The 22,321-nt window shown below is 48.5% G+C and carries 23 protein-coding genes; 20 read left to right on the plus strand and 3 right to left on the minus strand.

All coding sequences use genetic code 11. From position 1 onward, the window contains the following. The 10 genes from DWX32_RS15495 to DWX32_RS15540 form a co-directional block, all read left to right on the plus strand. Positions 1-1,395: VirB4-like conjugal transfer ATPase, CD1110 family (locus DWX32_RS15495; protein ID WP_243037608.1), on the plus strand; the 1,395-nt coding region annotated here is incomplete at its 5' end. Next, entirely contained in the window at positions 1,392-2,273 is an 882-nt protein-coding gene (locus DWX32_RS15500) for a DNA-methyltransferase (protein WP_118660501.1), read from the plus strand. The genes DWX32_RS15495 and DWX32_RS15500, both read left to right, overlap by 4 nt. Before the next feature lie 35 nt (positions 2,274-2,308). Then, positions 2,309-4,363, plus strand: a complete 2,055-nt coding sequence (locus DWX32_RS15505) for a CHAP domain-containing protein (RefSeq protein WP_118660503.1) — start codon at positions 2,309-2,311, stop codon at positions 4,361-4,363. Between the two features lie 33 nt (positions 4,364-4,396). Further along, the gene (locus DWX32_RS15510) at positions 4,397-4,654 is read left to right on the plus strand and encodes a DUF4315 family protein (RefSeq protein ID WP_118592089.1); all 258 of its coding nucleotides are present in this window, start codon (positions 4,397-4,399) and stop codon (positions 4,652-4,654) included. Beyond that, complete coding sequence (locus tag DWX32_RS15515; protein ID WP_170158610.1) at positions 4,644-5,345, plus strand: DUF4366 domain-containing protein; 702 nt, start codon at positions 4,644-4,646, stop codon at positions 5,343-5,345. The genes DWX32_RS15510 and DWX32_RS15515 overlap by 11 nt, the downstream gene beginning before the upstream one ends. Then, positions 5,342-7,438, plus strand: coding sequence for a DNA topoisomerase 3 (locus tag DWX32_RS15520; RefSeq protein WP_118660505.1), 2,097 nt, complete (start codon positions 5,342-5,344; stop codon positions 7,436-7,438). The genes DWX32_RS15515 and DWX32_RS15520 overlap by 4 nt, the downstream gene beginning before the upstream one ends. Positions 7,439-7,640: 202 nt before the next feature. Continuing rightward, on the plus strand, positions 7,641-11,351 hold the full coding sequence (locus DWX32_RS15525; protein ID WP_118660507.1) for a YodL domain-containing protein: 3,711 nt from the start codon (positions 7,641-7,643) through the stop codon (positions 11,349-11,351). A 3-nt stretch (positions 11,352-11,354) separates the two neighbouring features. Beyond that, entirely contained in the window at positions 11,355-12,308 is a 954-nt protein-coding gene (locus tag DWX32_RS15530) for a hypothetical protein (protein ID WP_118660509.1), read from the plus strand. Further along, entirely contained in the window at positions 12,305-12,517 is a 213-nt protein-coding gene (locus DWX32_RS15535; RefSeq protein WP_442857716.1) for a transposon-transfer assisting family protein, read from the plus strand. Before DWX32_RS15530 ends, DWX32_RS15535 begins: the two co-directional genes overlap by 4 nt. After that, positions 12,514-12,879 carry a cysteine-rich VLP domain-containing protein gene (locus DWX32_RS15540; protein ID WP_118660513.1) on the plus strand — a complete coding sequence of 122 codons (366 nt, stop codon included), beginning with the start codon at positions 12,514-12,516 and terminating at the stop codon, positions 12,877-12,879. Before DWX32_RS15535 ends, DWX32_RS15540 begins: the two co-directional genes overlap by 4 nt. 182 nt (positions 12,880-13,061) lie before the next feature. On the opposite strand, the gene DWX32_RS15545 is transcribed toward DWX32_RS15540, so the two are convergent. The 3 genes from DWX32_RS15545 to DWX32_RS15555 all read right to left on the minus strand — a co-directional run bounded on the left by DWX32_RS15545 (position 13,062) and on the right by DWX32_RS15555 (position 15,321). Beyond that, a complete protein-coding gene (locus DWX32_RS15545; protein ID WP_118660515.1) occupies positions 13,062-14,411 on the minus strand; it encodes a relaxase/mobilization nuclease domain-containing protein in 1,350 nt (449 codons plus the stop codon). After that, positions 14,372-14,701, minus strand: coding sequence for a plasmid mobilization protein (locus DWX32_RS15550; protein ID WP_118660517.1), 330 nt, complete (start codon positions 14,699-14,701; stop codon positions 14,372-14,374). Before DWX32_RS15550 ends, DWX32_RS15545 begins: the two co-directional genes overlap by 40 nt. A 266-nt stretch (positions 14,702-14,967) precedes the next feature. Continuing rightward, positions 14,968-15,321 carry a helix-turn-helix transcriptional regulator gene (locus tag DWX32_RS15555; RefSeq protein ID WP_118660535.1) on the minus strand — a complete coding sequence of 118 codons (354 nt, stop codon included), beginning with the start codon at positions 15,319-15,321 and terminating at the stop codon, positions 14,968-14,970. A 198-nt stretch (positions 15,322-15,519) separates the two neighbouring features. On the opposite strand from DWX32_RS15555, the gene DWX32_RS15560 reads away from it, so the two are divergent. The 10 genes from DWX32_RS15560 to DWX32_RS15605 all read left to right on the plus strand — a co-directional run bounded on the left by DWX32_RS15560 (position 15,520) and on the right by DWX32_RS15605 (position 22,268). Beyond that, the gene (locus DWX32_RS15560; protein WP_118660519.1) at positions 15,520-15,831 is read left to right on the plus strand and encodes an autorepressor SdpR family transcription factor; all 312 of its coding nucleotides are present in this window, start codon (positions 15,520-15,522) and stop codon (positions 15,829-15,831) included. Beyond that, positions 15,815-16,411, plus strand: a complete 597-nt coding sequence (locus DWX32_RS15565; RefSeq protein ID WP_118660521.1) for an SdpI family protein — start codon at positions 15,815-15,817, stop codon at positions 16,409-16,411. Before DWX32_RS15560 ends, DWX32_RS15565 begins: the two co-directional genes overlap by 17 nt. 18 nt (positions 16,412-16,429) lie before the next feature. After that, entirely contained in the window at positions 16,430-16,738 is a 309-nt protein-coding gene (locus DWX32_RS15570; RefSeq protein WP_118660523.1) for a DUF1648 domain-containing protein, read from the plus strand. A 72-nt stretch (positions 16,739-16,810) separates the two neighbouring features. Then, the gene (locus tag DWX32_RS15575) at positions 16,811-17,545 is read left to right on the plus strand and encodes an ABC transporter ATP-binding protein (protein ID WP_118660525.1); all 735 of its coding nucleotides are present in this window, start codon (positions 16,811-16,813) and stop codon (positions 17,543-17,545) included. Continuing rightward, complete coding sequence (locus DWX32_RS15580; protein WP_118660527.1) at positions 17,514-19,124, plus strand: hypothetical protein; 1,611 nt, start codon at positions 17,514-17,516, stop codon at positions 19,122-19,124. Before DWX32_RS15575 ends, DWX32_RS15580 begins: the two co-directional genes overlap by 32 nt. 38 nt (positions 19,125-19,162) lie before the next feature. Next, positions 19,163-19,351 carry a cysteine-rich KTR domain-containing protein gene (locus DWX32_RS15585; protein ID WP_118660529.1) on the plus strand — a complete coding sequence of 63 codons (189 nt, stop codon included), beginning with the start codon at positions 19,163-19,165 and terminating at the stop codon, positions 19,349-19,351. Between the two features lie 517 nt (positions 19,352-19,868). Then, positions 19,869-20,309, plus strand: a complete 441-nt coding sequence (locus DWX32_RS15590; protein WP_118592104.1) for an RNA polymerase sigma factor — start codon at positions 19,869-19,871, stop codon at positions 20,307-20,309. Further along, positions 20,290-20,541, plus strand: a complete 252-nt coding sequence (locus DWX32_RS15595) for a helix-turn-helix domain-containing protein (protein WP_118660531.1) — start codon at positions 20,290-20,292, stop codon at positions 20,539-20,541. The genes DWX32_RS15590 and DWX32_RS15595 overlap by 20 nt, the downstream gene beginning before the upstream one ends. A 428-nt stretch (positions 20,542-20,969) precedes the next feature. After that, a complete protein-coding gene (locus DWX32_RS15600) occupies positions 20,970-21,206 on the plus strand; it encodes a helix-turn-helix domain-containing protein (protein ID WP_118660533.1) in 237 nt (78 codons plus the stop codon). Positions 21,207-21,209: 3 nt separating this feature from the next. Next, a complete protein-coding gene (locus DWX32_RS15605; RefSeq protein WP_243037609.1) occupies positions 21,210-22,268 on the plus strand; it encodes an Arm DNA-binding domain-containing protein in 1,059 nt (352 codons plus the stop codon). The last annotated feature ends 53 nt before the right edge of the window (positions 22,269-22,321 follow it).

Consider the following 22,321-nt stretch of genomic DNA (forward strand, 5'->3'; position numbering starts at 1 on the left):
CAGAGCCGCAACGAGCGAATGTTTCTGCTGACGTTCCTTGTGGTAAACATGGCAGACACAAAACGGAAACTGGATAATGACATCTTTGCTACGGCGGGCTTTGCACAGAAAAATAACTGCGCTCTGACCCGCCTTGACTATTTGCAGGAAGCGGGCTTTATGTCCTCTATCCCTCTTGGAGAGAACCTTATCCCCATTCAAAGAGGGCTTACCACATCAAGCACCGCTATTTTTATCCCGTTCATCACACAGGAGCTTTTTCAGCGGGGCGCAGCCCTTTACTACGGCTTAAATGCGCTGTCAAATAACATGATACTCTGCGACCGCAAGCAACTGAAAAATCCCAACGGGCTTATCCTCGGAACGCCGGGAAGCGGTAAATCCTTTGCGGCAAAGCGGGAAATGACAAACGCCTTTCTCATTACTGACGACGATATTATTATCTGCGACCCGGAAGCAGAATATTTTTCCCTTGTGCAGCGATTGGGCGGGCAAGTGATACGCCTGTCGCCTGCCGGAAAAGGCATGGACGGTAAGCCCCAGTATGTGAACCCTATGGATATTAACTTAAACTACTCCGAGGACGACAACCCGCTTGCCTTGAAATCCGACTTTATCCTTTCCCTCTGTGAGCTTGTTATCGGCGGCAAAGAGGGCTTGCAGCCCGTGGAAAAGACCGTCATTGACCGCGCCGTTAGGAATGTGTACCGACCTTTCCTTGCTGACCCCGACCCGGCAAAAATGCCTATCTTGGGCGACCTCTACAACGAACTGCTGAAACAGCCGGAGCCGGAAGCTGCCCGCATTGCGGCGGCATTGGAGCTTTATGTTTCGGGAAGTCTGAACGTCTTTAACCACAGAACGAATGTAGAGCTTTCTAACCGCCTTGTCTGCTTTGATATTAAGCAGCTTGGAAAGCAGCTCAAGAAATTAGGTATGCTCATTGTGCAAGACCAGGTGTGGAACCGCGTTACCGTAAACCGCGCCGAGAAAAAGGCAACCCGTTACTATATGGACGAATTTCATTTGCTTTTGAAAGAGGAACAGACCGCAGCCTATTCCGTGGAGATTTGGAAGCGTTTTCGTAAATGGGGCGGCATACCGACGGCAATCACACAGAACGTCAAAGACCTTTTAAGCAGCCGCGAAGTCGAGAATATCTTTGAAAACTCCGATTTTGTCCTCATGCTCAATCAAGCCGCAGGCGACCGGGCTATCCTTGCAAAGCAGCTTAACATCTCCCCGCAGCAGATGAAGTATGTAACCCACACCGAAGCAGGCGAGGGGCTTATCTTTTACGGGAATGTGGTGCTGCCGTTCATTGACCGCTTCCCAACCGACACCGAGCTTTACCGTCTGCTTACGACAAAGCCGGAGGAAGTGAGCAAGCCATGAAAACGGACGTAATCATCAACCGCGACGCCCTCTATGCCCTGCGGGAGCTGCCGAGTGAAAGCGTGAACTGCTGCGTCACAAGCCCGCCCTACTATGGACTTAGGGACTACGGGCTTGACGCACAGATTGGACGGGAGGACACGCCGGAGCAGTACATTGACAGGCTTGTAGAAGTATTCCGGGAGCTGCGCCGGGTACTCAAAGACGACGGGACGTTTTGGCTGAATATCGCAGACACTTACTGCGGCACAGGCATGAAAGCGGGCTGCAAGCAAAAGGATTTAATCGGTATTCCGTGGCAGCTTGCTTTTGCCCTGCGCTCTGACGGGTGGTATTTACGCAGCGATATTATCTGGCTGAAAGAAAATCCTATGCCGGAGAGCTGCCGCGACCGACCGAGCCGCTGCTATGAGCATATCTTTTTACTGACGAAATCAAAGAAATATTACTATGACGCTGCCGCCATTGCAGAGCCGATTGCGCCGGGAACGGCTGCGCGGTACCGGCAGGGGCGCGGCGCAGGACACAAATATGCCGAGGAAATACCCGGACAGGGCAAGGTACAGGGTATCAATAAAACCCGCAGCGGCGGCTATTATGACGACGCTCTTATGCCGACCACAAGGAACAAGCGGGACGTTTGGCTTATCAATACCGTACCGTATAAGGGCGGGCATTTTGCCGCCTATCCCCCGAAGCTCGCGGAAACGTGCATACTGGCGGGCTGTCCGGCAGGCGGCGTTGTCCTTGACCCTTTCTTTGGAAGCGGCACCACCGGGCTTGCAGCGAAAAGCCTTGACCGCCGCTATATCGGCATTGAACTGAACGCCGAGTATTGCGCCCTTGCAGGGGCGCGGATTGGAGGTGCAGAACCATAAAGCAATACAAACCTCGTGATAAAATCACGCAGAAAATGACCCGCGACGGGGCTATCGCAGAAAATCAGACCACGGGAGACACGGAACGTATCAGCAAGCGGACGCAGGACGCGGATTTTCAGAAATCCCCGGAGCAACAGGCAGCACAGCTACAAGGTGCAGCTTCCCCGACTTCTCCCTTGCCCCATGTGCCGGGAGCTGCCCCCAAAGCGGACACAGGCAAAACGGAGCGCGTCATGGAGCATATCGAAGCCGCCCATACCCGCAAAGCGTCTAAAAAAGCGGTACGAAAGGCACAGGCGGAAGCTACCGCCGGGACGAAATCTTCCCGGCTGCAATTTACCGACGAGGAACGCGCTGCCCCGGAGCTTGAAAAGTATATCAAGAAATCCGACAAAGCCGCCGACCGCTTGGATAAGGCAAAGGCAGCTATCCCCAAAGAAAAGAAACTGGTAAAAGAGCGCACCTTTGACGAAACCACCGGGAAAGGCAAGACCCGCCTGCACTTTGAGGAAAAGGACAAGCCGCCCGGATTTAAGGAGAAGCACAACCCGCTATCCCGCCCCACACAGGAAGCCGGGATTTTGGTACATAACAAAATCCATTCTGTCGAAAAGGATAATTCCGGCGTGGAGGGCGCACACAAGAGCGAGGAAGCCGCAGAACGGGGATTGAAGTACGGGGCGCGGAAAATCAAGCAGGGCTACCGCAACCATAAGCTGAAACCCTACCGGGAAGCGGCAAAGGCTGAAAAAGCTGCTTTCAAGGCAAACGTGGATTTTCAGTATCATAAGACCCTGCATGATAACCCACAGCTTACCTCTAACCCTATTTCCCGTTTTTGGCAGAAACAGCAGATTAAAAAGCAGTATGCAAAGGAAGCCCGCAATACTGCAAAGGGTATCAAGGGCGCAGCGGAACGCACCCGCAAAGCGGCAGCCAAAGCCGCCGAGAAAACGAAGCAGACAGCGGCGTTTGTGGCAAGACACCCGGCGGGCGTGGCAATCGCTGTCGGGGCGCTGCTACTTTTCATTATGCTTCTGTCCGGGCTGTCCTCTTGTGGTGCAATGTTTTCCGGCACGTTAAACGGCGTGCTTGGAACGTCTTATACCTCCGAGGACAGCGACCTTGTGGAAGTGGAAAATGCCTATGCCGGACTGGAAAGCGGGCTGCAAAACGAGATTGACGCTATCGAAAGCACCCACCCCGGCTATGACGAGTACCGCTATGACCTTGCAAATATCGGGCATAACCCCCACGAATTAGCGTCCTATCTGACCGCAAAATACCAAAGCTACACCCGCGCCGAGGTACAGAGCGAATTACAACGGATTTTCAATCAGCAATACAAGCTGACGCTGACCGAGGAAGTGGAAATACGCTACCGGGAGGAAGAACGCACCGACACATGGACAGACGAGGACGGCAACGAGCATACGGACACCTATACGGTACAAGTGCCTTATGAGTATTACATCTTAAACGTCAAGATGACGAACACCCCGCTATCCACCATTGCGGAAAATAATCTGCCCCCGGAACAACTGGAAATGTACCGGGTGTACTTGCAGACAAGCGGGAACAAGCCCCTTATCTTTGGCGGCGGCTCTCCCGACACTTCCGCGTCCGAGGATTTAAGCGGCGTGGACTTTGTAAACGGAACGCGCCCCGGTAATACCGCTATCGTTGACCTTGCAAAGCAGCAAGTCGGAAATGTGGGCGGCTATCCGTATTGGAGCTGGTACGGCTTCAACTCCCGCGTGGAATGGTGCGCCTGTTTCGTGTCCTGGTGCTACGGGCAAATGGGACTTTCCGAGCCGCGCTTTGCCGCCTGCCAGTCGCAGGGTATTCCGTGGTTTACCTCTCACGGGCAATGGGGCGCGCGGGGCTATGAGAACATTGCCCCCGGTGACGCTATCTTTTTTGACTGGGATTTAGACGGAAGCGCAGACCATGTAGGGCTTGTTATCGGCAGGGACGCAAACCGCGTTTATACCGTGGAGGGCAATTCCGGCGACGCCTGCAAGATTAAGAGCTATCCCCTTGACTATGCCTGTATCAAAGGGTACGGGCTGATGAACTGGAACTGACACATTTTTGAAAATCGAAAGGAGAAAAAATTTATGGCAATGAGTAAAATCGAAAGAATTGAAAAGGAAATCCAAAAGACCCGTGAGAAAATCACGGAGTATCAGAACAAGCTGCGCGGACTGGAAGCACAGAAAACCGAAGCGGAAAACCTTGAAATCGTGCAGCTTGTACGCGCTATGCGTCTGACCCCGCAGGAGCTTACCGCTATGCTTTCCGGCAACGGTATTCCGGGCATTGCCCCTATGCCCACAGACTATGACGAACAGGAGGACAATGCAGATGAAGAATAAAATCCTTGCAAGCATTACCGCACTTTGCGCCGCCCTTGTCCTTGTGGGCGGCTTTTCCGTTACTGCCTACGCGCAGACCCCGACAGAGGAAACCGACGACAGCGGCGTAATCGTGGAAACCGAACCGCAGCCCCTTACCCCGGAGGGCAACATGACCCTTGTGGACGACATCGACGGGGACGCTGCCGAGGATAAGCAGTTTATCGTCGTGAAAAGCAAAGGCGGCAACTATTTTTACATTATCGTTGACCGGGCAGCCGAGGGCGAAAATTCCGTCCACTTCCTAAATCAAGTAGACGAAAGCGACCTTATGGCGATTATCGGGGAGGAACAGACCGAGCAGCCCCCGGCTGTCTGCAACTGTACCGAGAAATGCAAGGCGGGCGAAGTAAACACCGCCTGCCCCGTCTGCTCCGCAGCCATGAATAACTGCACAGGCAAGGAAGCCGAGCCGGAAGCACCCGCAGAGCCGGAGAAACCCAAAAACAGCATGGGCGGGCTTCTCATTTTCCTTGTTGTGGGACTTCTTGGCGGCGGCGCAGCCCTCTACTACGTTAAGTTTATGAAACCGAAGCAGAGCGTAAAAGGCGGCACCGACCTTGACGAATTTGATTTTGACGAATACGACGAGGACGAGCCGGAGGAAGAAGCTGACAGCGCAGATACCGAACAGGAGGACGAGGAAGCATGAAACTTGTGATTTGTGAGAAGCCCAGCGTCGGGGCGGCGGTTGCCGCCGCCCTTGGCGTTACGGGCAGAAAAGACGGATATATCGAGGGAAACGGCTACCTCATTTCTTGGTGTATCGGGCATTTGGTACAGCTTTCCGAAGCTGCCGCCTATGGGGAACAGTACAAGAAATGGAGCTATGACAGCTTACCCATTCTGCCGCAGGAATGGCAGTACACCGTAGCTGCCGACAAGGGAAAACAATTCAAAATCTTAAAAGACCTCATGCACCGCGCCGACGTTTCGGAAGTCGTGAACGCCTGCGACGCAGGACGCGAGGGCGAGTTGATTTTCCGATTTGTCTATCATCAAGCGGGCTGCAAGAAGCCCTTTACCCGTCTTTGGATTTCCTCAATGGAAAACGAAGCAATCCGAAGTGGCTTTGACAATCTGAAGGACGGGCGGGAATACGACGCCCTCTACCATTCCGCACTATGCAGGGCAAAGGCTGACTGGCTTATCGGCATTAACGCGACCCGCCTTTTCTCCTGCCTGTATGGAAAGACCTTGAACGTGGGGCGTGTGCAGACCCCGACCCTCAAAATGCTTGTAGACCGGGACGCTGCGATTACAGGCTTTCAGAAAGAAACCTACTACCATGTGCGCCTTACTCTCCCCGGCGCAGAAGCGGCAAGCGCGAAGATCTGCGCCGCTGATGAAGCGGGCAAACTGAAAGCAGCCTGCGAAGCGTCGGCGGCTGTCTGTACTTCCCTTGTGAAAGAAAAGAAAACCATTGCCCCGCCGAAGCTCTTTGACCTTACCAGTTTACAGCGGGAAGCAAACCGTATTTACGGGTACACCGCGAAGCAGACCCTTGACCTGGCGCAAGCCCTCTATGAAAAGAAGCTCTTGACCTATCCGAGAACGGACAGCGCATTTCTGACCGACGACATGGGAGAAACAGCGACGGGCATTATCAAGGTGCTTTGTGAGAAACTTTCCTTTATGGAGGGCGCGGATTTTTCGCCGGAGATTGCAAAGGTGCTGAACAGTAAAAAGGTATCAGACCACCACGCAATCATTCCCACTATGGAGCTTGCAAAGGCTGACCTTACCGCGCTGCCGGAAAGCGAGCGCAATATCCTGACCCTTGCCGGGGCGCGTCTGCTTATGGCAACCGCAGAGCCGCACGTTTACGAAGCGGTAACGGCGGTTTTCTCCTGCGCCGACCATGAATTTACGGCAAAGGGAAAGGCGGTAATCGCTGCCGGGTGGAAAGAGATTGAACGGCTTTACCGGGCGACCCTCAAAAAGAAGCCGGACAGCGACGACGAAAACGAGCTTGTGTTAGATGTGCCGGACTTTTCCGAGGGGCAGACCTTTGAAAATCCGGCGGCAAAAGTGACAGAGCATGCCACCACGCCCCCGAAGCCCCACAATGAAGCAAGTCTTTTGTCGGCTATGGAACGCGCCGGGAATGAGGACACCGACCCGGACGCAGAACGCCGGGGGCTTGGTACGCCTGCCACCCGCGCCGCCGTCATTGAAAAGTTAGTCAAAGGCGGCTTTGTGGAGCGCAAGGGCAAGCAGCTATTTCCCACCAAAGACGGCACAAACCTTGTCTGCGTCCTGCCGGATAGTCTGACCTCTCCGCAGCTTACGGCTGCATGGGAAAACAATCTGACGCAGATTGCAAAGGGCAACGCCGACCCTGCCGCTTTCATGCAGGGAATTGAAGCAATGGCACAGGGGCTTGTAAAAACCTACGCTTCCGTGTTGGGTGAGAAACAAGAGCTTTTCAAGACAGAAAAAACAGAGATTGGGAAGTGTCCCCGCTGCAAGTCCCCGGTCTATGAGGGAAAGAAAAACTACTACTGTTCCAACAAAGAGTGCGGCTTTACCATGTGGAAAAATGACCGCTTCTTTGAGGAACGTAAAACCGTCTTTACCCGGTCGATTGCCGCAGCACTCTTAAAATCCGGCAAGGTAAAAGTCAAAAAGCTGTACTCTCCGAAAACAGGCAAAACCTATGACGGAACGGTACTTTTAGCTGATACGGGCGGCAAGTATGTGAATTACAAAGTAACCATTTCAAAGGACAAAGAACTTGAATAGCAAGCATAGGAAGCGGGTACCCACTTCCGTAAAATCCCTGCCACTCTAACCGAGCTTGGCGGGGATTTTGCTTGTTGGGAAGTTTCCCAAACCCTCTAAAAATCCTCAAAAATCTTTGGCAGAAATGCGGGCGCACCGTAGTAGGACTATGTAACCACAAACGCAGCGTCCGCGCTGCCATACGCGAAAGGAGGTTTTACACATGGCAAGTTTGCGCGACAGCGTAAAGGACTATCAAGAGGAACTTAGGGACGGTATTGCATGGGTAGCATTTTGGAAAGAGGGACGTTCATGGAACGCCGAGCTGTTTCATCTTGAAGTGGACGGTACTTTAGAACCGTTTGACAGGAGCCGGTTAGAGGAAATCAAGGCGGCTGACCCCGCCGCCGTTATTCTAAACGGCTACTACTGCGGGCATTTAGGCGAGAATATGAGCCTTGACGAGCTGACCGCCGGAGTGCGCCACCACTACAAAAACGGCACAAATGACGTTGCCGGATTTATCGAAGCCCACGACGACAGACTTCCCCCGGAGCTTATCGAGGAAGCAAAAGCCGCCGCCCATGCAGCGGGGCTTCCCTTTTCCGAAAAGCCCTACCGGGACGGGGAAGATTTTGACCCTTATGTATTTGACGGGAGCATGAGTATTGAGGACTACGAGCTTATGCACCGCATGATTGAAAAAGAAAGGAGCGAGCAAATGGACGAATGGAAAACAGGTTATTCCTCATACGACCATGACAGACTGGAAGCCGCCGACAAGATGAAGATTGAGCGCGGTATCTATTTTGACACGAAAGGCGCGGATATTTCCCCGCTGACCGCCTTACCTCTTGCCGAGCTTGTGAAGCTGCGGGAGGAAAGCGCGGCTGCGGAGCAGACTGTTTTTGAAAATCTGAAAGTACAGGCTTCCGCATGGGAGGAACAGGCAGGAAAGACCCTGCTATTTGACAAGGCGATTGAGTATGCGAGAATACCCGAAGTGAAGCATACGGCGAACAAGTGGCAGGACGAGGACAACGACCGCCACACCATCAGCAACCGGGTATATAAAATGAGCTACCATGTGTATGAAAATACCCGCTACGACAAGGCAGCACAGAAATCTATCCCGTATTCCTATACGCTGTCTTGGAACATCTACACCAACAGCCCCCACGGGTACGGACAGGCGAAAATCGCCGGACAGGACAGAAAGGTATTTGCTGACCGGGCGGCTATGGAAAAATATCTGAATGGGCGTATCAAGGCGTATGAAAAACTTTTTACGGAAATCTCCCCGGCTATCCCGCCGGAATACGCGGAACAGTTTAAGGTAAACGGGCAGCTCTTACCGGGCTATACCGTAGAGGGCGAGGAAATCAAGCAGCCCGCTGCCGACATTCCCGCCGCTGCACCGAGAACCGAACCGGGACAGGATACGGAACAGTTTGCAATCCTTATTGACAGCCGCACCCGTTTTGAAACGGGAGAACCGGGCGGCTGCTGGTTATCCATGCCCGCCACAAAGGAAGAACTTCACGAAGCCATGCAAAGCGTCGGCATTACCGCAGACAATCCGCAGGAATTTTTCATTCACGGCTACTCTGACCGGGAGGACAGACACATTGCCCTGCCGTATGACATGGTATGCGCGGCACAGGTGGACGAGCTGAATTTCCTTGCGGCACGACTGGAAACCCTTGACGCTTCCGGGATTACCGCGCTGAACGCCGCCACGCAGCGCAGGAATGGTTTTGAGAATATCGGGCAGCTCATTGACTTTACCTATAACGAGGACTTTTTCGTGCATATCCCCGAAGTACATAATCTCCGCGAATTGGGCGATTATTACCTTAACAAATCCGGCATGGTGCAAATGCCCGCTGAATGGAAAAACAGCATTGACCTTATCGCCTTTGGACGAAACGCCGCCGCACAGGAAAAAGGCAGCTTTACGGAATACGGCTACCTTGTGGAAAGCGGCGACGCATGGGAGCAGCACTTTGAGGGGCGCGATGTGCCGGAGGACTACCGCATTATGAGCTACCCGCAGCCAACCGTCGAACTGGACGCAGCCCCGGCAGTACAGGCGACTGTTCCCGAAGCAACGCCGCAGGAGCCGCGCCCGGTTATCCCCATTGTCTTAACTTCCGAGAAGCCCGCCGAAAAGCTCAAAGAGATAACCGACCGCTTGGAGCAAGGCATTACGGAACTGTTCGACAGCGAGCGTTACAAGGAATATCTGCGCGTCATGTCAAAGTTTCATAATTACAGCTTTAACAATACGCTGCTGATCGCCATGCAAAAGCCCGACGCTTCCCTTATCGCCGGATTTTCCGCATGGAAAAATAACTTTGGACGAAACGTGATGAAAGGACAAAAGGGTATCAAAATCCTTGCCCCGTCGCCGTTCAAGATTAAAAAAGAAATGGAGAAAATCGACCCGCAGACACAGAAAGCCATTATCGGCAAAGACGGAAAGCCCGTAACCGAGGAAAAGGAAATCACAATCCCCGCCTTTAAGGTGGTATCGGTCTTTGACGTATCGCAGACCGAGGGCAGGGAAATCCCCGATATTGCCGTAAATATGCTGACCGGGGACGTGGAGCATTACAAGGAGGTTTTCGCTGCCCTTGAAAAGACTTCTCCTGTTCCTGTTGGCTTTGAAAAAATCGAGGGCGGCGCACATGGTTACTACCACTTGGAGGACAAGCGTATTGCCCTTGATGAGGGCATGAGCGAGCTGCAAACCTTAAAGACACTTATCCATGAAATCGCCCATGCGAAGCTGCACGACATTGACCTAAACGCCCCTTTAGAGGACTTGGAGAACAGACCCGACCGCCGCACCCGTGAGGTACAGGCAGAAAGTATCGCCTATACCGTGTGCCAGCATTACGGGCTTGATACCTCTGATTATTCCTTTGGGTATGTTGCCGGGTGGAGTGCCGGACGGGAGCTTACCGAACTGAAAAGCTCTCTTGAAACAATCCGCAGCACCGCAGCGGAAATCATCAACAGCATTGATGAACATATCGCAGAACTGCAAAAGGAACAGGTGCAGGACGCGCCGAGGGAGAAAGCCGCCATGCCGGAGTACATTTACAAGATTGAAGCCAACCCCCGCACAACGGGCGACAACGACCGCTTTTTCTTGCAAGCCTATCTCCCGCAGGAAAACGGCAGGGCAAAAATCGGGGACGTGCTGTATATCGGCAGCCTTGCAAAATGCCGGGAACTCATGGGCGGGCTGAACGCCGGAGAGCTGACGCAGGGAGAAGTAAAGGAGCTATATGCAAAGGCGCAGGAAGCCGAAGCCGACAAAGACACCTTTTCCATTTATCAGCTAAAGCAAGGGGACGAAACGCGGGACTTCCGCTTTGAGCCTTACAACCGCCTGCAGGCGGCGGGAAATGTGGTTGATAAGGCAAACTATGAGCTTGTCTATTCCGCAGAGCTTACGCCGGGTACTTCCCTTGAAGATATTTACACCCGTTTCAATATCGAACACCCGAAAGATTTTAAGGGACACAGCCTTTCCGTTTCCGACGTGGTAGTGCTTCATCAGAACGGACAGGACGCGGCGCATTATGTAGATAGTTTCGGCTACAAGGAAGTGCCGGAGTTTTTGCAGGAGCAGACACAACAGCCGGAAAAGATAAACCCGCTAAAGCACGTCGAGGACACAATCGAGCAGAACGACAACAACTTTGACGGTATCATCAACAACACCCCTACGGTTGACGAACTGGAAGCAAAGGTAAAAGCCGGGGAACAGATTTCCCTTGTTGACCTTGCAGAAGCGATTAAGGCAGACAAAGAACGCGGCAAAGAAAAGCCCTCTATCCGGGCGCAGCTTAAAGCTGACAAGGAACGGACGGGGAAAAAGAAGAACACAAAGCAGAAGTCACAGGACTTGGAAAGGAGCTGACCCATGCCGAAACAGAATAAATTTGAAAATGTGGACGTACTTGCTTCTCTCCATGCGATATTAAAGCAGAATACAGGATTTTATCAGAGCGATTTTGACATTGACAGGGAGATTATCGCAAGGGCGGCGGCAAATGCGAGTAAAGAGGACAAGACCCTCTTATGGTTTTGCCGACCGTCCGGGACGCATTGCTTTCGGGAGCGCGACGTATTCCTAAAGGACACCGCGCCCCATAACACCTGGCGTTTCTACATGGAGCAGACAAGCGACCGTATTCTTGCCTATGCAATCGAGCTGACAGACAGGGAGCATGGAAAAATCAAGGGCAATCTGTATGAGCTTGACTATTCCCGCCATTATGAGCGCGTCAAGGAAAAGGGGCTGCCCGCCGATACGGTCAAGCTGATTTATGAGCGCGGGGAGCAGACGATACCCGCCGGACAGTATTTCAACGGAAGTCCAGACCCGCAGCTTGGGAAGTTTGAACGCTTTGAAGCCCTACCCAACGACCCGGACGCGCTTAAATGGCTCTTACGGGAGGAACACCGCAACAGGGAGCAGCTTCTACCGGGAGATTTTAAGGCACATATCGCCACGCTGCATGACGGACTGATTGAAACGGAAGCGCGGCGCATTGTGCGGGAAATGAAGCGGAATGACACACCGAACAGCCCGAACAAGACCCATTTCATGGTGGAGCTTTCCCCGGCGTTCATGCAGCTTGCGAACACAAAGGACATTGACCGCCTTTTCTCCATGCTGCCCTACAAGACCCTTTCCTTTTCCAAAATCGAGGGCAGACATGGGACGTATGCGCTGATTGACAAAGGAGAGAACCGGGACAAAGAGATTAAAAAGCCACGCCCCTCTGTCCGGGCGCAGCTAAAAGCAGATAAGACAAAGACAGCCCCTAAAAAGACGACGACAAAAGCAAAAAATCACGATTTGGAGGTATGAGCATGAATAGATTGACTGTTGAGGAAACAAACCTTTTAAGCATTTACCACGAGGGAAGCAAAGCGCAGCTTGTAGAGAACATGACCGCCGCGCTGCCTTTCATGGACGAGGATATGCGAGAGCTTGCAAAGCGCACCCTTTCCAAAGTGGAAGCCATGACCGAAGCGGAGTTTGCGGGGCTTCCCATTTACGCCGCTGATGAAGTATGACTGGGATTAAGCGGCTGACGCCGCCCCAAAGCCGGAAAGTCAATACCCTTGTACGCCGGGAGTGCTGCAACTGCGATAACGGCAACTGTATCTTACTGGACGACGGGGACACTTGCGTATGCCCGCAGCTCATTTCCTATTCGCTGCTCTGCAAGTGGTTTCGGATTGCCGTACTTCCCGCCGACAAGCTCCTGTATGCAGAACTCAATCAGACCGAGGACAGAAAGAAATGTACCGAGTGCGGCACGTTCTTTGTATCTACTTCAAACAGCGTCAAATACTGCCCGGATTGCCGGAAGCGGATTACCCGCAGACAGGCAGCCGAGCGCATGAGGAAAAGACGCGCTCTTGTTACGCAGTAGGGGCGAAAAAAGCCTTGTTTTATGCGGCTCTGACAGCCGTTTTGAAGGGCGGTAATATCTTAATACCTATTCCCTTAAAATCGCGGTTCTACTGCGTAACAAAAAATAATTTGCACCCATAGAGAAAACGGGCGCGGTGGCCAACATACCGGCTGCCGCGTCCGTTCTTTTTTTGTGTTCATTTATCCGCGCTCTGTTCCCTTTGTCCGTTCTGGCTGACGTTCCACTTTCAAAATACTGTCGATATTCTTCTTGATAACGTCGTATTCCTTGACCTGCTTTTTCAGCTTCCCATAGTCGGCATACAGGGCTTCTTTCTGCTCTTGAAGTGCTGCGTACTCTGCTTGCAGGGCGGCAAGACTTGGTAGCTTGGTTATCCCCGCCGCCTTAATTGCCTTTGCCGCTGCTTCATAGAGAATAATATCGCTCTCATGGGCTGCCCGGTATTTGTCTTTATCCTTTACCTTGCGGTATGAAGCATAGGCGGGCTTTGTCTTTTGATAGGTAGTGATATTCTTAATAAGCAGCGTCATATCGGTAAGCCGCTTTTCAACCTCTTTCAAGCTGTCCGCTGCCTGTTCGCTTGCTTTGGTAACTTCCGTGATTTTCGCGGTCAATTCTGCGTGCTGTTCAATCTTATGTTCTGTCAAGAAATTCATGGTTTTCGCTGCCTGTTTCAGATTATGGATTTTTGCCCATTGCTCATAGCCCCGGCTTTCCTGCGCCTTGATACTGTTCTGAATATCAATGAGCAGACTAACGCCGCCACGATCTGCGCGGGGAGCTTTCGCAGCGCGGGCGCGTTTGCCGCTTATCCGTTCTCTGATAGCTTCCTCTGTATAATCTGCGCCGAGAGTTTTAAGGCGGGTAAACCGTTCCTGTCCGGGAGCGCGGCAGGAAATATATTTCCCCGGTTTTACCTCATAGCCCGTCGCTTCTAACCGTGATAGCAATTCCTCAAAACTTGACACTTGGGGAATGAGAGCGTCCACGGCAATTTTCAGCTTGCCTTTCCAACTGGTACCTGTTTTCTCTGCCTGGTACTCTGCATAGCTTTTTCCCTTGCTGCCCCGGTTCGGAAGGACAACTGATAAGCCATGTTCCCGGCACAGCTTATCGCTCATGTTCCGTATACCGTAATAGCTGCGCTTGTTGGAATTGTACTTGTGGTGGTCTACGAAATTGACCGCGCAAAAAATAATGTGGTTATGGATATGCCCCTTGTCAATGTGAGTAGTCAAAACATATTCGTGCTGACCTTTGGTTACTGCGTCGGCAAGCTGCCGCCCGATTTCATGGGCTTCTCTGTAATCGACTTCTCCCGGCTCAAAGGCTTGTATCAAATGGTGGGCGAGGTTGTTGCCCTTATCCAACGCCTGCGACAAAGTAAATGTAAATTCAATGTCTGCCGTTTCATAGGAGCAGCCAAAGGAGGACACAAGCATTTTTTCATCGGTCTTTGCCGGATTTTGGATATAGTCAAGGGCTTTGTTTAGCGTTCCCTTAATAGGCTTAATCTTTGTAACCGCCATATTTCCGCAAGCACCCCCTTTATTTCTTCTATGTCCTCTTGGTAGACGCTGCCCGTACTGTTCACGCGCTTTGCAATCTGATTGACGTTGACGCCGATTTTCTGTATCTCCGCTGTCATTGCCTTTATGTCGATATGGTCTACCTGTATGATATAGCCGTCAATGGCAATCTTGCGAAGATACGCCGCCATGTTCCGGGTGGGAACGAGCTTCATTTTTTCAAGAATTAAATCTCGTTCCGCTTCTGTTACTCTGAACTTGATTTGCACCGTTCTTTTTCTTCCGTCCATGTGTAAATGCTCCTTTCCATTCCGAGGGTTTGGGACACTTCCCAACAAGCAATTTTGCCGACGCTGCCGCAGCGCAGGACGGGCAAAATACGGAAGTGGGTACCCGCTTCCTATGCTTGCTATTCAAGTTTTTTATCTCTTCTGTCCTTATTTCCCACTACGGAGAAAAAGCTATTTTGCCGAACTTATCCAAAAGAAAAACGCTGCAATCTCAAAAAAAGATTACAACGCTTCCTAAAATCCATATTCAATTTTGCCGGACATTTTCATTTGTCCTCTTTTTCAACTTCCTTAATTTCTTTCGCCGTTGCGGTTACAATCCGTATTCCCTTATCGCTCATGGTATCAAGCAACGTGTCAAGCTGCCGACGCTGCGTATTTTTCGTATCCGGCTTCTCTAAAAGGAACTGGTCTACGGATATATCGTAACGGAGCATAAGCTCAAAAAAGATTTGCAGACTTGGGTGTTGCCCGTTATTCTCAATGTTCGCAAGGTAGCGAGGGGAAATAAACATTTCGTCGCTTACTTTCTTGCGGCTCTCCTTTCTTGCTGTCCGCGCTGCTTTTATTGCTTGCCCGAAAGCCTTGAAGTCATATTTTTCTACTGGTCTTTTTGCCATATTCATTCACCCAGTTACATTTTACTGTTCCCCTTTCTCGTTGGATATGTCTATATACTTCCTACTATGCACTAAAATAATTCATTATTTTGGTTTCACTGTTCGCTTTTAGCGATTTCATTTAGAAAATCTTCAAAATGATATTGATTTTTAGCACGCCCGTGATATAATGTGATTGTCATTTAGAAATAAATCAAAATGAGAAGAACCAAAGGTGATAATACCGTGAGCTTACCAAATGTATTCAAAGCACTTAGCGATCCCGTTCGACGGGAAATATTACTAAAACTAAAACAAAAACGAAAGATGTCTGCCGGAGAGATTGCCGCAGAATTTGATTTATCAAATGCCACTATTTCATATCATCTTTCTACTCTAAAAAAGGCTGATTTAATTTTTGAAACACGTTATCAGAAATACATTTATTACGAGATAAACATTTCTGTATTTGAAGACGCCGTTATGTGGCTTATGCAGTTTCAGGAGGATAAGAATGAACCAGAAAAATAAGCGTACTTTAATCATCTCAACCATAGCATGTATTATTTTATCTTTTACAACATTGATAATCTCAAAGCTAAAGAATAGCAATGCTGACATGTATATCCTACTTTATGTAATTGCCATTCTGCTTAATATAGTCTTGAACTTTGGACTAAGTATTAAGGTTGCTTCGACCAACGGGGCTAAAAGTCTGATATTTTTAGGCAAATGGATTATGCCGATTACGGGTGTGGTATATTTAATTCCCCAGTTTTATTCTTTGCTATTTCCAGAGCAGGATATAACGGAAGCATTTATCTATGTGTTTGTTGGCATAATGTTCATTATCAGCGGAAATTACTTTCCTAAAAATCATATAAATCCTTATGTTGGATTGAAATTCCCGTGGCTGTTCAATGATGAAGAAAGTTGGTATAAAACACACAAATTGGGAAGTTATACATGGCTTCTTTCTGGATTAGTCTTTATCCTACATCCATTGCACAAATTTTACTTTGTGACCGTTCCGCTAATTATTCTATTAGTTGGCGTTGTTCCATTGGCCTATTCACTCTTTCTTTATTTCAGAAGAAAGAAGAACACTTAATTTAAGGAGGATATACTTATGAAATCTGTAAAGAAACATATCATTATCAGTACCGTACTATGTGCATTGACATTGGCAGTCCTTATCGCCTTTTCTGGCAAACTGCCAGAGTCTGTTCCAGTGCACTTTGATTCTGCCGGAAATGCGAACTCTTTTTGGCCTCGTAATGTCGTAGTCTTTGGTGTTCCCGCATTTTGTGTCCTGCTCAATCTGATTGTTGATGCAGTTCTTAGCCAGCATGAAAATAAAAAGACATACATGTTTTATATCATGCCAGTGGTGGCGTTTGCTGTGACAGGTATTATGATTTATTTAGGTATGAAATGAGAATTGATAGCGGAACGGTTTATTTTTTTAACTTTCATTTCGATTTTTTTCTAAATGAGAATGGAGGACACTATGTTAGAAATCAGAAACTTATCCAAAAGCTATGGTGAAAAGAAAGCCGTATGTAATCTAAATTTAATAGTTGAGGACGGCGACATAATGGGCTTCATTGGGAAAAATGGAGCTGGTAAGACAACTACCTTAAAATCTTGTTTAGGTATAGTTGGTATTGACAAGGGTGAAATCCTATTAGACGGTGTTTCAATACTCAAAGAACCAATAGTTTGCAAAAAGAAAATGGCATATGTACCAGACAATCCACAACTTGACGAGTATATGACAGGAATACAGTACCTTAATTTTATTGCTGACATTTATGCCGTTCCATCTCAAAATCGCAAGTACATTATCGAAAAGTTAGCTTCGACATTTCAAATGGAACCGCATTTGAACAGTTTAATCTCCTCTTACTCACATGGAATGAAACAAAAACTTGCGCTGATTGCTGCATTTTCACATGCACCGAAACTCTTGATTTTGGATGAACCGTTCGTTGGCTTAGACCCCGAAGCATTTATAATCTTAAAAGAGCAAATGAAAGAATTATGTGCGGACGGAAGCTCCGTTCTATTTTCAAGTCATATTCTCGATGTGGTAGAGAAGGTATGCAATAAAGTAGCGGTCATTAAACAAGGGCATTTACTATATTCCGGCCCGACAGTAGAAATCACCGGAACAAAGGGGTTGGAAGAAGTTTTTATGGAGATGAATAGCGATGAAAATTTTATTACTTCTATTGAAAAATAATTTGATACAGTTGTGCCGGCTTAACCAACTGCGCTATGCAGATAACCAGAAGCGTAGAAACACTATTTATCTCTACATTTTTGTTGGAACTATCCTGATAGGTGGGCTTGTATATTTAAGTTATTCTTTGAACATTGTTTTCTCTTTATCATGGACACTGGACGAAATAATCATAAATCTTATTCTTCCAGTGATCCTAATCTGCATGATACTCAATGTTTTTATCAGTATCTTTTGGGGAAGTGGACTACTCCTTAGTGATACGAACATAGATAACCTGCTTGCGTTTCCTGTTCCTTTAATGGTGTTAATAATCTCAAAGTTAAGCATTTTATATTTAGTTCAAGCCGTCCTTGATATGACGCTATTGTTTCCTATGGCAGTATTATTCGGCTTAACTGCCGATATGAAAATTTCATATTATCCAGTCATGGCAGGGGTTGTTTTGCTATTTCCTATCATTCCCGGTCTTTTGGGAACGATTGTTGGAACAAAAGTTCATCATATATTGAAAAGCTCATCTGCTCTCGTTACACGATTAAAAACAATCGGAGCTGTATTGATTTTATTTGCATTTATGACATTCATGTTTTGCAAATTTCCTGATATAGTTGCGGGAGATACGGGTTTTAACTTTTCAATTTCAGCTATTTCTATTCCTGGAAGCAGATATGTACACTTAATTCTTTGTTGTGATTATTTATCATTAGGATTATATACTGGAATTGTGCTTATCATAGGTAGTTCGTTACTATTTGGTTTAAGCAGAATATATCAAAATTGGTACTGTAACATCATTCATCATACAAAATACCAAAATACTAATCGGAATAAACAATCTTTTAAGCAAAACAGTCTTATGACCGCGCTTGTAAAAAGAGAACGAGTACGCTATTTTTCGTTGCCTGTATATTTAACAAATACTGCTTGTGGTTTTTTGTTTGCTGCTATATTTGTAGTGTTAATTGTTTTTATGACAGACAAAATTAGCCTGTATGCTTATCAATTAGCCGAATACTTGAAAGTTGCCCCTGCGGAATATGATGTGTTTTATATTTTTGTATTTACTGTTTTAGTAACATTATCCAGCACGACTTATCCCAGTATTTCCATTGAGGGAAAACAAATTGAAATATTGAAATCTTTGCCGATAACCGCAAAATACATTATCAAATCAAAGATACTGTTACATCTTTCTGTATCGGGGCCTATTATATTAGTTTTGAATACAGTAATGGCTTTTTACTTGCATTGGTCTTTGGAAAAAGTCATGTTAGGATATGCTATGCCATTTCTATATTCTTTATTTATTGGCATAATAGGATGTTTAATAAACATATTTTTCCCCAACTTTGAATGGGAAAATATTACACATATTATCAAGCAAAGTCTACCTGCAATATTAAGCGCACTGATTGGAACACTCTCAACCTGTGGAACATGCTATTTGCTTCTGAAATACTTCTCAAACTCATTGCTGTTGGGTGGGTATATTGTGTGCGGCATTATTCTACTGTTAATAAGTATTTTGGTACTTTGTCTAAATAGGCGAGGAGAACACCTTTATCAAGCGTTATAGAGGTACTCTTTTTGTTATTATGTTCGTGAGGTATAAAAATGATAAAATGTGAGTGGATATTTTGCCCAGTGTGCGGCAATAAAACAAGATTAAAAATTCGAGATGATACTGTGCTTAAAAATTTCCCTTTATATTGCCCAAAGTGTAAACAAGAAAATCTTATTAGCGTCCACAAATTGAATATTACTGTTATCAAAGAGCCAGACGCACAGACGCAGAGCCGATAATCCGCAAAACATAAATTTGCGGTTATCGGCTCTTTCTTTGATAGCAAATAGTAATCTGCCGGACGACGGCAAAAGAAAAAAAGCCGTCGTGCAGCAGCCATATTTTCACGCGCTTATTTTATCTCGGCGGCTTTGATTTTTCAGAGCCGCCGTTTCTTTTCGTCAATCTATCCCAAACTTGCGACGACCCGGACACCATGAACTGACACGGCGGTATTTTAGGAGGTTGCCGCCGTGTCTACTTTGGTATTCCATAATACCCATGAGCTTCATCAATTAAAAAAAGCATAGCTCCACCTCCGGGCAAGTCTACCCATGAGTATGAACTGTCAAATCATCTGAATACTGCTTACATTTCCTTTGCGTCCGTCTGCGCCTTGCAGACGGGCGCATTTTGTGTTTTTCAAAACTTTTTTGAAAAACTTTTCTATTCCGTTTGGCAAATCTGCGGCACGTCCGTGGAAGGCAGCCGAAAGGGGATAAATAACCCGCCCCCGGGACGAAAGGGGGTGAGAACATGGATTATCCTAATCGGTTGGAATGGCAGACAAGATGTGAGTTTAATGCGTACTGCAAACACACGCTACGCAACGAACTGATTGACGCCTGCCGGGAAAGCAAAAGTCGGCGAAAGCACGAAGTCAACTTTTCAGACCTTGCCCCGCATGAGGAAAAGCAGCTTTATACCGTTGACAGATATTTTGTCAATGAGGACGAGGACGCTTTTTGTGCAGGCGGTTTGAAGATTACGGCGAAGTTGCTTGCCGAAGCAATGCACTCCCTGCCGGAAGAAAAACGGCAAGCCGTTTTACTGTATTACTTTTTCAGCATGACCGACGCTGAAATCGCGGAGCTTATGAAAGTACCCCGCAGCACAGTACAGTATAGACGGACAAGCTCTTTTGAACTGCTAAAACGATATTTGGAGGAACGCGCTGATGAATGGAACGAATTGTAATGACAATGAGCGCGGCTTATTACCCTACCCGGTCATTTTAGCCGCGACAAAGGGCGACCCCGACGCCATGAAAATTGTAATGCAGCACTACCAAAGCTACATAGCCCACCTGTCTATGCGGAAAATCCGTGACGAGAACGGCAATACCTATTACGGCATAGACGAGGACTTGCGCGAACGGCTGCAAGCAAAGCTCATGCGGGCTGTCCTATCCTTTAAGACAGAGAAATAAACGCAAAGTGTTCCTCCCCTTTCCTCTTTGTATATTTCTGTCTTTTGTACCTTGAAAAAGAAAGCGACGCAAGATAACGGCGGCGCAGCATAGGGCAAATCAGATACGTTCCTTTTGCGTCGAGCCATGCGGCGGGTGCGCCATGACGCATTCCCGGCGGGATTTCCCCGCTCCGGATTGCCGAGCGATCAACACCGACTCCGGAAAACAGGCACAGCAGCTTGTCGGCGACGAAGCGCAAAATACATAATGATACTCCCTTATCGCCATAGTCCGAGCGTTCAAAGCGTCGCAGGCAATGGGTAGGGCTGCGCGAGAACCGCGCAGGGGTGCAATTCCCGTGAGGTTGAGAAGCGAATCGACCGTCTGATGAAACCCACTTTTCGTAAACAAACCTTTTGCCATTTTTACGAAAGGGGGTAATCTCTATGGCAAAAAAAGAAACTACAAGCTATGCCGCCCCTTTGCTGCCTATGCTGAAAACAGTAGAGCAAATGAGCAAGGTTAGCGGCATTGGCGAAAACAAGCTGCGCGAGCTTATGGATAGTGGCGAGCTTGAATATATCCAAAATGGAAACCGCCGCTTGATTGCCGACGCTGCTATTTGGGATTGGTACCACAGAGCAAAGAAAGCGGCAAAGCCCCCGGCAACGCAAGGGGGTTAAGCTATGGCAATCAGAACAAGACAAGCGAAAAACAAACGCGACAGTAACGGCGTACTGACCGGGCGACCGGGTACGGTTTACGACGTTGATATAAAGTACACCGCCCCCGACGGGGCGAAAAAATCCTATACCAAACGAGGATTTGCGACCAAACGCGAAGCGGCGCAGCATGAAGCGGAAATGAAAACGAAACTCCAAAATCCGGGGCAGATCGCTTCCATTACTTCACAGCGCAAGCAGACCGTCGCCGCCTATCTCAATGATTGGGTGGAAAGCTATGCAAGAGTAAACTTGCGCCCCTCTACCTACGACGGGTACAAAAAGACCATTGCAAACTATATCAATCCATACATTGGCGGCGTTGCCCTTAATCAGCTTACCCCGGCTATGGTAGACAAGATGTTTCAGCAGATTATTGACAAGGGCTTGAAACCGTCCACCGCAGCCGGGGCAAAGCGCGTGTTGAGCGTGGCGTTGAGCCATGCCCGGAAATATCGCTATATTGAAACAAACGCTGCAAAGGACACCCTTACGAAGTTTGGAAAAGGCGATAAGACACCCGACCCCTACACGCCGGAACAAGTCAAGCTGCTCATGCAGCGGGTGGAGGGGACAGTTTGGGAAATGCCCGTTATTCTTGGCGGGCTTTATGGTATGCGCCGTTCTGAAATCTTGGGGCTGCGTTGGCGCAACGTGGATTTAGAAAACAATACCTTTGACGTTACCGAGCAGCTACCCTTTAAGGTGCCGCCGAAAACAAAAGTCATTGAAGAAATGGCACCGCCAAAATCCAACGGCAGGAAGCTACCGATTACCGAGCTTGCCCGTCCGTTCTTCCTCAAACAGTTTGCTATGCAGGAAGTGCAAAAGGAACAGGCAGCAAAGGAGGGAAAGCCCTACTACGACAATGACCTTGTTGTGGCAAAGCCGGACGGTGCGCCTATCAATGCGTCTTGGGTATCGTCGCAGTTTGGTAAACTTCTTGAAGATTTGGAAATGCCGCATATCCGTTTTCACGATTTGCGCCACCCGTATGTCAAGCCCACGACAAAAAATTTATAACTTTTTTTGCAGTTTTTCGGGCAGCTTCATAGCTGCCCATAGCTGTTTCAAAT

It is taken from the genome of Blautia sp. AF19-13LB, assembly GCF_003479105.1.
GTDB lineage: Bacteria > Bacillota > Clostridia > Lachnospirales > Lachnospiraceae > Fusicatenibacter > Fusicatenibacter saccharivorans.